The sequence below is a fragment of the Acidaminobacter sp. JC074 genome (assembly GCF_022496765.1).
GTDB lineage: Bacteria > Bacillota > Clostridia > Peptostreptococcales > Acidaminobacteraceae > JABXKX01.
Genome location: NZ_VANV01000025.1, coordinates 22581 through 35227, shown reverse-complemented (window position 1 = coordinate 35227; position 12647 = coordinate 22581). Strand labels below are relative to the sequence as shown.

10 protein-coding genes, 1 pseudogene and 2 other annotated features (1 of these 13 only partly in view) are annotated in these 12647 nt (G+C 36.9%); of the genes and pseudogenes, 1 reads left to right on the top strand and 10 read right to left on the bottom strand.

What is annotated here, in order from left to right:
- Positions 1-141 (bottom strand) — a binding site (T-box leader); it reaches 67 nt to the left of the window's first position.
- Between the two features lie 51 nt (positions 142-192).
- From gltX to ispF, 4 genes and pseudogenes are all read right to left on the bottom strand, one after another.
- Positions 193-1671 (bottom strand): glutamate--tRNA ligase, encoded by a 1479-nt coding sequence (gltX, locus tag EZV73_RS23145; RefSeq protein ID WP_240842822.1) that lies wholly within the window; start codon positions 1669-1671, stop codon positions 193-195.
- A gap of 102 nt (positions 1672-1773) precedes the next feature.
- A pseudogene (locus EZV73_RS23140) lies at positions 1774-1935 on the bottom strand (proline--tRNA ligase); the annotation flags it as partial.
- A gap of 41 nt (positions 1936-1976) precedes the next feature.
- The gene (locus EZV73_RS23135; protein WP_240842821.1) at positions 1977-3422 is read right to left on the bottom strand and encodes a transposase; all 1446 of its coding nucleotides are present in this window, start codon (positions 3420-3422) and stop codon (positions 1977-1979) included.
- 195 nt (positions 3423-3617) lie between these two features.
- Positions 3618-3808, bottom strand: a binding site (T-box leader).
- 34 nt (positions 3809-3842) lie between these two features.
- Positions 3843-4316: a 2-C-methyl-D-erythritol 2,4-cyclodiphosphate synthase gene (gene ispF / locus EZV73_RS23130; RefSeq protein WP_255813946.1), complete on the bottom strand. Its 474-nt coding sequence runs from the start codon at positions 4314-4316 to the stop codon at positions 3843-3845.
- A 110-nt stretch (positions 4317-4426) separates the two neighbouring features.
- Between ispF and EZV73_RS23125 the strand changes: the two genes are divergently transcribed.
- Entirely contained in the window at positions 4427-5491 is a 1065-nt protein-coding gene (locus tag EZV73_RS23125) for a TadE/TadG family type IV pilus assembly protein (RefSeq protein ID WP_240842820.1), read from the top strand.
- Positions 5492-5503: 12 nt separating this feature from the next.
- On the opposite strand, the gene ispD is transcribed toward EZV73_RS23125, so the two are convergent.
- From ispD to EZV73_RS23095, 6 genes are all read right to left on the bottom strand, one after another.
- The gene (gene ispD / locus EZV73_RS23120; protein ID WP_240842819.1) at positions 5504-6178 is read right to left on the bottom strand and encodes a 2-C-methyl-D-erythritol 4-phosphate cytidylyltransferase; all 675 of its coding nucleotides are present in this window, start codon (positions 6176-6178) and stop codon (positions 5504-5506) included.
- The gene (locus EZV73_RS23115; protein WP_240842818.1) at positions 6175-7278 is read right to left on the bottom strand and encodes a PIN/TRAM domain-containing protein; all 1104 of its coding nucleotides are present in this window, start codon (positions 7276-7278) and stop codon (positions 6175-6177) included. The genes ispD and EZV73_RS23115 overlap by 4 nt, the downstream gene beginning before the upstream one ends.
- A gap of 162 nt (positions 7279-7440) precedes the next feature.
- The gene (locus tag EZV73_RS23110) at positions 7441-7914 is read right to left on the bottom strand and encodes a CarD family transcriptional regulator (protein ID WP_240842817.1); all 474 of its coding nucleotides are present in this window, start codon (positions 7912-7914) and stop codon (positions 7441-7443) included.
- Positions 7915-7923: 9 nt separating this feature from the next.
- Entirely contained in the window at positions 7924-8973 is a 1050-nt protein-coding gene (gene disA, locus EZV73_RS23105) for a DNA integrity scanning diadenylate cyclase DisA (RefSeq protein WP_240842816.1), read from the bottom strand.
- 9 nt (positions 8974-8982) lie between these two features.
- On the bottom strand, positions 8983-10335 hold the full coding sequence (gene radA / locus EZV73_RS23100; RefSeq protein WP_240842815.1) for a DNA repair protein RadA: 1353 nt from the start codon (positions 10333-10335) through the stop codon (positions 8983-8985).
- A 12-nt stretch (positions 10336-10347) separates the two neighbouring features.
- Entirely contained in the window at positions 10348-12570 is a 2223-nt protein-coding gene (locus tag EZV73_RS23095; protein WP_240842814.1) for an ATP-dependent Clp protease ATP-binding subunit, read from the bottom strand.
- Positions 12571-12647 lie beyond the last annotated feature (77 nt).

Genomic DNA, 12647 nt, shown 5'->3' with positions numbered 1-12647 from the left:
GGTATTAACCGGCCAACCCTACTCAATTTCAAGCGGCGACTCATAGGTGCACTTCAACCATCTGCCATCTAGGTTCATTTCACCAACCAGAACCCTCTCTAAAGACTTTCAATAATTTACTCTCCTAATCATGGTCTTTGAATTAGTGTGATAATAACAAAAAAAAATCGCTTTTGCAAGCGATTTTAACAATTAACAATAATTTTCTTTAACTGATGTCATTCTCTTAACAACATTATCCTTGCCTAGAATCGCAATAGTTTCCATTAAATCAGAACCATGTTCTTGACCTGTTACGGCAATTCTAGTGCACATGAATAAGTTCTTACCCTTGATACCAGTTTCCTTTTGAACTTCTTTAAATAACTTCTTAACAGAAGGTGCATCAAAGGCTTCAGCAGATTCAAACTTTCCTACTAGAGCATCAATCAATGTTGGTACATGGTCTAGCTTGATCATTTCCATAGCAGAATCATCTGTGATTTCTACCACGTCACCAATAAATAACGGCACATAGTCAGTAATTTGAGCCATGTACTCAAGCTTTTCTTTAACCAAAGAAACAATCTTCTTAACCCAATCAAAGTGACCTTCAAGACCATCTTCATTAATGATACCTGATTCAACTAAGTAAGGCATAGCCAAGTCTGTTAAACGGTCATCATCAGCATTTTTAATGTATTGGTTGTTCATCCAGTTAAGCTTTTGAACATCAAATACACCACCTGATTTTGATACTCTCTCAAATGAGAACTGCTTGGTCATTTCTTCAAGTGTCATGATCTCTTCTTCACCTTCTGGACTCCAGCCAACAAGTGCTAAGAAGTTGATTAGAGCCTCTGGTAAATAACCTTTTTTCTTAAAGTCTTCTACAGCTACTGAATCATGACGCTTTGAAAGCTTCTTTTTCTCAGTATTTAAGATGTTAGGAAGATGTGCATACTTAGGTTGTGGCCAGCCAAGTGCTTCATATAAAATAATTTGCTTAGGTGTAGATGGTAACCACTCCTCACCTCTGATCATATGTGTGATGCCCATTAAATGATCATCTACAACAACTGCCATATGGTATGTCGGGAAGCCATCTGCCTTTAAAAGAACCTGGTCGTCAGAATCTGCTGTGTTCATCTTTACAGTACCTCTAACCATATCTTCAAATACAAGCTCACGGTCTTCTGGCATCTTAAGTCTTACAACATATGATTCACCAGCAGCAACACGTTTTTTTGCTTCTTCTAAAGAACCGTCTCTACAATGGCCATCATAACCTGAAATAATACCCTTTTCCTTGTTCTTTGCTCTTACTTCATCCAATCTTTCTTTAGAACAGAAACAGTAATACGCATGACCTGATTCTAACAACTGGTCCACATAAGGTCTATATGTATCTAATCTTTCAGATTGAATATAAGAACCATAGTCACCTCTTTGAACCATCTTGCCTTCTTCAAAGAAAGGTCCTTCATCATGCATGATACCTGCCCATTCAAAGGCATTGATTAAATTTTCAATAGCATCATCCACAAGTCTTGTTCTATCTGTGTCTTCAATTCTTAGTACGTACTTACCATCATGTTTTCTAGCAAACATATAGTCATATAGGGCCGTTCTTAAAGAACCAACATGTACATATCCTGTTGGAGACGGCGCAAATCTTACGCGATTACTCATTTCGTTTCCTCCTGTAATTCCTTTTATCTTGTATGTTTCACCATTTATTATCTAGTTACCTATATAATATAATGGACAAACATAGAATTAGCAATACTTACCTTAATAGGCTTTAGCTAAATATACCATTTTATCAGCTTTTTTTCCACAAACTAAACAAGTATCTGATAATTTTTCTTGCTTAAACGGCATACATCTGATGGTTGCCCCGGTATCTTCCTTGATTTTACCTTCACAGTCTTCATGAGCACACCACATGGCTTTTTGAAGTTCTCATGATTAAAATCACGAGATTCCTTAGGAGATTAGCAAACTGCCCTTATCCTAAATGGCGCCTCCAAGACGCTTCTGTTCCATTCGCCTTTCGCATTTGGAAATACTTTTCTTATGATATTAAATGCTGCATTAACATCCGCATTGATGATTGTGCCTGTTTTCGTCCTATACAAGCCTCTTTCAATACGCTTACCTGAAAACTTATAGGTCTTCTTATTACTCTCATTATAGACTGGTAATTCATCGCCATCTAAGAATGACGCTTTCGATGTATAACTTTCTTCAGTAACGATTAGTTTGATGCCTGCATCACTTGCTTTGTAGTCAAGTACATCTATGAATTTTTTGAATGGAATTGTTGTAAAGTTTTGATTGTTTTTCTTTCCCATATTACAGGCTTGATTAAATCCTTTGTTATAACCGATTACAATCGTATCTATACCATGCTCTAGAGCATAATCTATAATATAACGACTGGATTTATGTAAAAAATCTTTTACCTTTGCATTTCTTTTTTCGTCTAATCGATTCAACTGCTTTGAATGATAGTGACCTTCATCTTTCTGTTTTCCGTTTCTCAAGATACTCATTAAACCTGCGCGTTTTTTATTATAGTATTGATTGATGCTTTTAAGTCCTTTGCCATTTACAATAACTGATCGCTGACCAACATTGTTTACAATAGTTGCCAAGTTGTTTACACCGATATCAATTCCTAATATACGCTTACTATCATGTGACAGTTCTTCAGATTCACCAAGATCCAGTACAATCTCAAGTGTATAGAAACTTGAACCTGGTACAATACGCACTTCTTTTAATTTAAATTTTTCATAGTCCATGCATTTTGTGATATTGAATTGATAGTTTGTCTTTGGAAATCTCAAATATTTATCGTTTTTATAAGGATCCTCATCGTCTTTTATCACACATACCTGATTGGACAAAACCACAACATATCTGCCATTTTTCTTTTTATATTTTGGTATTTTAGGTTCATCTTCTAACTCACCTTTTCTGTAGAGATCCATTAACTTAAAATAGCTCTTCCATGCCCTAATAACCTGTTTGATTGTATTCTGATTTGTATGAGCTGGTAGAGATCTATAATCTACTTGATCGATGTATTTGAAGTAAGCATCCAATAGATTGTAAGTAACAATCTTATTGTCTTTTGATAGCAAGTCAAACTGCACTGGACCCTTTGCTTTTTTACCTTTCTTATTTTTCTTTTTATAACTTTCTCGAAGTTTCTTGTTAATCAAAGGGATTTTCTCATTAATGTCATTGATGACTTCATCTTCATTTTTATGACGCTTACTCTTACCGATTCCTGAGAAAACTTGTCTGAAATGATAATTTGTTGTGTTAAAAAGATTTTTTGAGTTAAAACACATTTCATCACAATAATTATACATATCATGGCCTGATTTTACTCTGATTTGAATTGTTCTATAAGTACTGCTTTTACTCATTTTTTATCACCTCCTCTCTTCCTCTTATTATACCATGTTTTAGAAGTGTAGAACAAGTGTTCGTATTCGTTTTTAGCAGTTTTTGTTTCCAATTTTTCGTTCTGGAGCAAAGTTTTTTATACTAACATTTAAATCCGATTCATCTCATGTTTAAGACACGAATGTTTTCGGATTATTATAAAAGGCCCCCATCTCTAAAGAGACGGGGGTCCGCGGTACCACTCTAATTAGCCAAAGGCTCACTTTCTGGAATATATCGTTTCCACACGGGATAGGTTAGTATCCATCTCAAAGGTAGGTTCAACTTCAGTTTCTTATGAAGCTTTCACCAGCGCCTCACTCTCTACAAAGTCTTTAAGTCTAATAATCCTTGTCATCGATTTTCTTACTATAATATGACATAATAATTCGTATGTCAAATCAAACTTTCATAAGTAGGGCAATCGCTTCACAAGCGATACCTTCACCACGACCTGCAAAACCTAATTTTTCAGTAGTCGTTGCCTTTACGCTGACTTGATCTACAGAAACATCTAAGACGTCAGCTATATTTTGTCTCATTTTAGGGATATAATCTTTTAGTTTCGGTCTTTGACAAATCACAACAGAATCAAGATTACCTAGTTCGTAACCAGCGTCATCTAACGAGGTCTTAACATGTTCTAAAAGTTTCATACTTGATATGCCCTTGTAGGCAGGATCTGTATCTGGAAAGTGCTTGCCAATATCACCTAAACCTGCTGCTCCTAAAAGGGCGTCCATAATGGCATGGACAAGAACATCTGCATCGGAATGTCCTAAAAGGCCTAATTCATAAGGGATTTCCTGGCCCCCTAAAATAAGTTTTCTATCTTCAACCAATTTATGTACATCATAGCCTATACCTATTCTCATTATTCATCTTCCTTTCTTTACTTTATACTACACTTTATTGAGGCTTTTGAAAATAAAATCGAATATTTTTTCACAAATCGGGTATATATGTAAGATGAAAGGAGACAAAAATGAATACATTCAGGAAACAAGATGGCTCAATACTGGTTATCGTCGTTTTTGTTATGATCATACTTTTAGGTGTCATGGCACTTGTCATTGATATTGGTAGAGTTGTTGTTGAAAAGCAAAAACTCCAAGTTGCCATAGATGCAACACTCCTAGCAGCAGCACCAGAACTGCCAGACACCACCAAGGCAAAAAATGTAGCCAATCAATACATCGTTTTAAACGGATATACCAGTGATGATATCAGTGTAACTTTCGAAGAAAATGACTCCATCATTAGGATTGTTGGTCAAAGAAATGTCGACCTAGTATTTGCTCCAATTATCGGTTTTGATAATCAAATCGTGTCTACACAGGGAGCAGCCCAAAGCGGAGGCGATTTTTATGAAGCCTTTTTATATACTATTTTCTCAGGATCTACAGAAAAAGAACTCATACTCAATAGTGAGGACATCATGATTGAAGGCGATGCACACACAAACGAAAAACTTAAACTCAATGGCAAACGTATCACCATTGATGGTCGTGCAGAAGCGGTTAAGCAAATAGAGTTAGATGGAGAAAGTCTTTCTATAACAGAACAAGTACCTAATCACCACTTCATAGAAATGCCTGACTTCTCTGAGGAAATCAAACAACAGGCAAAGGCAGCAGGGACTTACTACAACGGAGATGTTACTTTCAACTCTAGCGATATCAACCTTGATTCCAACATATACGTTAAAGGCAAAGTGACCATTAACGGCAACAACTTTGTCGGTTCTGGTTGTATCATAGCTACGGATGAAATCATCATCAACGGTGACAGCACACATATCAACTCAGACGATTTCATTTGCTTGTATTCAAAGAACAAAGACATCATCGTCAATGAACCGGGCACCGTTATAGATGGTATCCTTTATGCACCTAATGGCAAGGTCAAACTCAATGGTGAAAATCAAACCATTAACGGTAGGCTTATAGGTAATGAGGTAGAAATGAACGGTAAAAACCAAAATGTATATGGCGGTGGTACAGAAGTACTTAGATCTGTCACTGAAATTACAACAAAGCTTATAGAATAATAGAAAACCAACTCATTTTGAGTTGGTTTTTATCATGTATTCACCAATTGCCAAATCTTCAGGCGTGGTTATTTTTATATTCTCATAACGACCATTTACAATTTTCACAGTCTTTCCGTAAGCTTCATAAACAGAAGCATCGTCCGTTACACTCAGCGCTTTCTTATAGGCATAATCATAAGCCTTAAGAAGAGACTTGGTCTCAAATGACTGGGGTGTTTGAACATTGTAAAGTAAAGACCTGTCTAAAGTCTCTTCAACCATACCATCTCTAACAAGCTTTATGGTGTCTTTGGATGGGACAGCCGATATAAAGCCACAGTCTTTATGGTCTTTTTCTATATGGTCCAAAATCATTTTTTTAGATACAAAAGGTCTTGCACCGTCATGGATTAAAACTGTATCACCAGATACTTTTTTTAGACCATTGTATATGGAATCCTGGCGTCTAGGACCGCCAGCAATAACCGCTTTTACCTTCTTGATACCAAAGTCCTTGACCATAGCTTCAATAAGGCTTATATCTTCTTTGCCTGTTACTACAATGACTTCATCAATTTCATCTAATTCAAAGGCTCTTAGTGTCCTAACAATAATAGGCACACCTGAAAGCTCAATAAACTGCTTCTTTTTTTCATGGTTCATTCTAGAACCGGTCCCTGCAGCCGCCACAATCACCGATATCATGAGATGACCTTCTTAGGCTTCACAAAGATCATTTTACCTGCAGCCGTCTGTAGGGCAGTTGTTACTTCAACTGAAATGGTTTTACCAATTAAGTCCTTACCATTTTCAATAACAATCATGGTGCCATCATCTAAATAAGCAAGACCTTGGTTGTTTTCCTTACCTTCTTTTACCACGTTTACAATCATTTCTTCGCCCGGTAAAACAATCGGCTTAACAGCATTGGCAAGTTCATTGATATTTAAAACATCCACACCATGAAGTACAGCAACCTTGTTTAAGTTATAATCATGGGTTGCAACCATACCATTTAGTTTTTCTGCTAACTTTAAAAGCTTGATATCTACTTCACCTACATCTTTAAAGTCAGTAGAATCAATAATAACTTCATTATCAATTTCATTTTGCAGCTTGTTTAAAACATCTAAACCTCTTCTACCACGTTTTCTCTTTAAGGCATCAGAAGAATCTGCAATATGACGCAGTTCCTTTAAAACAAACTCTGGTACAATCAACTTACCTTCAATAAACTTGGTTTTACAAATGTCTAAAATTCTACCATCAATAATCACACTGGTATCCAAAACTTTGGGTTTAGCCCCATCGTTTCTACCAGATAAGGTAAGCTTAGAAAAGCTCTCGATAATTCTAGTAAAATCCAGCTTTGAACCAAGAGCCACCCTTACACCCAAGTAGCCTAAGAATAAATACAAGACCACACTGACTGCATTATTGATGATCTCCATAGGTATTAAGTTTTGAGTCAAACCACTGATAATAAAGGCAACCAAGAAACCTGATATCAAACCTAGAAATCCTACAATCACCTGTTCTGCTGGAAGTTTTGTAATCTCCCTCTCAATGTACTTAGCAAGTCTTTCTCCCTGGCGAATCAAAAACGGTGATAAAATAAAAATAATTAATCCTAGAATAAGTCCGCATAACACAATAAAAATAAATTCCGTTATCATTTCACCAAAGGGTAATTTTATAAACCTTGTTAAGTCAAATCCTTCTGCGCCTACCATACTATTCGCTATGGCTGCTCCAGTGGACATGGCCGCTAAAGTCAACAGTAAGCGAATGAGTTTTTTAAACATATCATCACTCCTTTCTTTAATTATCTTATATTACCATATAAGCCCCATTCTACCTTGTTTTTTAGAGTTATTTAATAAACTAGTCATAATTATAGAGATATCCCCTAAAAGAGAAATAAATCCTATGAAATGTGCATAAAAGAAAATCAAGATTGCTCTTGATTAAAAGTATGTCTTGATTAACTTTTCCACTTCATCTTTTTCTTTACCAGTCGATAAAGTTACTTCTGAGATAAATAAGTGTTTGGAATCATTGAGCATTTTTCTTTCGCCCGTTGATAAACCTCTTTTGGAATCTCTTTGCATCAAATCATTGATCACATTTGCAAGTTCATAAATATCGCCACTTTTTACTTTTTCCAAATTCATTTTATAACGCTTGTTCCAATTCAAGCCTCTATCAACATAATCCTTGGTGAAGACATCAAATACATCAGGAATCATTTTGGAATCAATGATCTCACGTAAGTGAAGTGCATCACTTCTATCAACAGGAATCATCACTTTCATATTTTTTGTCGGTAAATTTACAATATAGTACTTATGGTTTTCGCCTAAAACATTTTTTTCTTCAATAGTCTCAACGACACCTGCGCCGTGCATAGGGTACAGGATTTTATCGCCACACTTAAACATATAACCTCCCTACTTCTTTATAAATGCATAGAGCTCTCTGATTCTTCTTAGGCCTTCTATAATGTTTCTTGCTCTAACAGCACCTACACCTTCAACTTCGTCCAATTGTTCCATATCAGCATTTAGAATAGAATGAAAATCTTCAAAATAATCAATCAAATTATCAATCACATAGTCTGGTACACGTTTGATTCTAGACAATAGTCGATAACCCTTGGTAAATACAGGGGCATCCAATACATCTACTTCTGAATAATAACCCAATCGTCTTGAAATCTCTGTTAAATCCATAAAATAATCTTCATCGAATGTTTCTGGTGCATTCGGATAAGAATAGTCTTTAACAATGTTTTTAAGCTCATCATCTAAATCACCAATCAGTTGTTCAAGGTGGGTATTGATGATATCGCCTTCTGTACCTAACTCATTGATATAACGTTTGACTTCGCGACCCATCTTGGCAAGCATTTCGCCATGTTGGATTACAATACAAACATCATTTAAGGATACCAAATCCTCTAGTTCCAAGCCGTTGAGCATCTCAACACTCTCTTCGAATGACTTACGATACTTTTCAACCGTTTGAATACCTTGATTTGCTTTACTGATAAGTTGTTCTACATCAGGTAAAACATACTTACCACCGTCCTTGTACAATGTAATCAAATCTCTTCTTTGTGATATGGAGATAACCAAGAGGCCTGTTTGCTTGGCCACTCTTTCAGCTGTACGGTGTCTGATACCTGTTTCACTGGTCTCTATACTTGAGTCTGGATTTAAGTGTGTATTTGCATAAACGATGCGTCTACCATTTTCACTTAAAATGATAGCACCATCCATTTTTGCAAGTTCATAAAGTTTTGCAGGAAGAAAATCTTCGTTGATAAAAAAACCACCATCTGACATGCTTTTAATGTCATCCGTATCGCCAAAGACAATTAAAGCACCCGTTTGAGCTGCCAGTACATTTTCAAGGCCCTCTCTTAAAGCCGTACCAGGTGATAGCTCATTTAAAATATGACCAAAATTGTCGTAATCGCGATTCTGCATGTAAATCATGGTGGACTCCTAAAATAAATAGTTCAACATCTCTTCAACATTTTCTACTGTTATAAGTTCAATACCAGATACCGTTTGTTCTAGATTTCCCTTTGGAAGAATACATTTCTTAAAACCAAGTTTGATGGCTTCATGAATTCTTTGCTCCACATGGGAAACCGATCTGACCTCACCTGTGAGGCCCACTTCACCAAATATAACAACACCTTCTTCTAAAACCTTATCCTTAAAGGAAGAAATCACTGCTGCCACAATGGCTAAATCTGTTGCTGGTTCCGACAATTGCATGCCACCAACAACGTTTAAATACGCATCACATCCACCTATTTGGATGCCTAAACGCTTTTCTAATATGGCCATCATCATAACCATCTTGTTATGATCCACACCAACAGCCATTCTTCTTGGCGTACCAAAACTCGAATTTGAAATCAAAGCCTGTATTTCAACGAGCACGGGACGCGTGCCTTCCATGCCTGCAACCACGACTGAACCTGGTGCTGATTCAGGACGATTGCTTAAAAATATTTCCGAAGGATTTAAGACCTCTTTGAGCCCCTTAAAGGTCATTTCAAAGATACCAATTTCATTGGTAGAACCAAAACGATTCTTCACACCTCTAAGAATCCTAAATGTATGATTCTTGTCTCCTTCAAAGTAAAGTACAGTGTCTACCATGTGCTCAAGTACCTTTGGGCCAGCAATGGAACCCGACTTGGTCACATGTCCTACGATAAAAGTTGCCACAGCATCTACCTTGGAAATCTTCATCAAGGTGGCAGTTGCCTCTCTAACCTGAGAAACAGAGCCAGGAGACGACTGAACGGCCGGATTGTAAACGGTTTGAATAGAGTCCACAATCAGAATATCAGGCGACAGTTCTTCTACATACTTGACGATATAATCTAAGTTATTCTCAGAAACCATGTAGATTTGATCACATTTGATACTTAAGCGGTCTGCACGTAACTTGGTCTGTTTTAAAGATTCCTCACCAGATACATACAGGACCTTTTGACCGCTCATACCCACAGTATTGGCAACCTGCAATAAAAGCGTTGATTTTCCGATACCTGGATCACCACCTACTAGGACCAAGGATCCTTTTACAATACCACCACCCAACACATTATCGAGTTCCTTCATATGCGTCTTATAACGCACTTCATCATCAATAACGACTTGACTTAAAGGCACTGGTTTCTTATTGTTGCTGATACCAACACTTTTTGTGACAACCGGTTTATCAATAAATTCCTCTACAAAAGTATTCCATTCTCCACAAGTTGGACACTTTCCTAGCCATTTATTACTTTCAGCACCGCATTCTTGGCACACATACCTTGTTTTTATTTTACCCATTTTTTTCCCTTTCTAACACTTTTGAAGAATCTTGATGCCCTCTTCATCAAGGCATGCCTCAATGACAGCACCCTTTTCATGTTGATAAGTTAACAGAAATTCTGCTAATGGGTTTTCTAATAACTTAACAATTGTTCTTTTCAAACTTCTTACACCATAAACTTCTGAATAACCTTTGTCATAAATCATTTCCTTGACCCTATCACATATCTCAAACTCATAGCCAAGGGATGAAACCCTTGAAACCAGCTTATCTAAGAGCATATCAATAATTTTTAAGACCGCTTCTTTTTCAAGCTTGTTAAAGACGATGATCTCATCGATTCTATTGATAAACTCTGTCTTTAAAGATTTCTTCAGGTCCTCTATAAGGGACGCTTCAAACTCAATTGGATCACTTGAAAAACCGATGGTTTTTTTGTTGATTTTATCTGTTCCAATATTGGAAGTAAAAATAAGAACCGTGTTCTTAAAAGAGACACTTCTGCCTTGACCATCTGTTAGAATCCCCTCATCTAGCATTTGAAGCAGGAGGTTTAAAACATCTGGATGGGCTTTTTCTAGTTCGTCAAACAAGACAACAGAAAATGGTTTGGTCCGTATTTTTTCTGTCAGCTGGCCACCTTCCTCATAGGCAACATAACCAGGAGGAGCACCAATCAACTTGGATACAGCATGTTTTTCCATGTACTCAGACATATCAATCCGTATCAAGTCCTTTTCACTGCCGAACAAGGCTTCTGCAAGGGCTTTTGCAAGCTCAGTTTTTCCTACACCTGTTGTGCCTAAAAAGATGTAGGTTCCGAGTGGTCTTGATTGATCACTTAAACCGACTCGACTTCTTATAATGGATTTAGAAACACCCCTTACGGCCTCATCTTGACCAATCACACGAGAGGATAAGGTATCTTCTAACTTTTTCAGTTCTGTCATAGACTCAGTCGTCAAACGGCCTACAGGAATACCTGTCCATAAGGCGACAATTTCATAAATATAATCAGCCGTTAAGGTTTCTACCTTATTGAGACGACATCTTGAAGCACCTTCATCCAATATATCTAAGGCCTTATCTGGTAAGAACCTATCATGTATGTATTGATTAGATAGCTTTACAGACGCTGTAAGTGCTTGATCTTCAATGGCAATGCCATGATAAGACTCATAAACTGACTTGAGTCCCTTCAGCATGTCTATACAGACTTCTTCACTCGGTTCATGAATGAGTATAGGCTGTAAACGTCTTTCAAGTGCCTGGTCTTTTTCTATATGTTTTCTGTATTCAGAAATAGTTGTTGCACCAATCAGTCTGATATCATCTCTTGATAAAAAAGGTTTTAAAACATTTGAAGCGTCCATGGCCCCTTGGGTAGCGCCTGCTCCAACAAGGGTATGGATCTCATCTATAAATAAAATGATCTTCTTATCTTGTCTGACCTCCTTAATCAATTGGGTCAAACGGTCTTCAAACTCTCCTCTAAACTTAGAGCCAGCAAGAAGCGAGGCTAAATTAATAGACACAATCTTCTTATCTAATAGATAATCCGGCACATTTCCTGAAACAATGGCTCTTGAAATACCTTCAGCAATGGCTGTTTTACCAACACCAGGCTGGCCAATTAAACAAGGGTTGTTTTTGGTTCTTCTGCCTAGTATCTGAATGGCTCTTTTAACTTCTTCATCACGACCAATAAGTGGGTCGTATTTGTTTTCTTTGGCCATATCGGTCATGCATATGCCATAAGAGTCTATTAAAGAGGCTTGAATCTTTTCTTTTTTGGCTTTCTTAGCTTTTTTCTCAATTAAATCTAACTCTCTGATGATGTCTGTCTTTAAATCAAAAGCAGAAAATCCAATCTTTTCTAATACCTTTACAGCCGTCGCCTCATTTTGGTCCAACAAGGCAAGCATCATATGCTCAGGTTCAACTTTAAGAGATTTTAAAGCATTGGCCTCGTGTGAAGCCAGCCTTAGTATCTCTGATGCCCGTCTTGAATAACCCTGTATTTCTCTTTCTACAAGGCCAATGCCCACATATCTTAGACACTCTTTTTTGACATCTTTATAAGTCAGCTGATTGTACCTCTTAATGGTATCCACAATGTCTGATTTCACTTTTAGAAGACTAAGTAGCAAGTGCTCTGAGCCTACATAATTCATATTCATCGATCTTACTTCTGTAAAAGCCTGATCAAGTATCATTTTTGCCTTATCTGAATAATTATCGTATAATTCCATGTCTTTCTCCTATACATCTATTATAGCAAGAAATCAACCGCTTATACCAGTTGATGGCAAGAAAAAAAGCCGCTTTC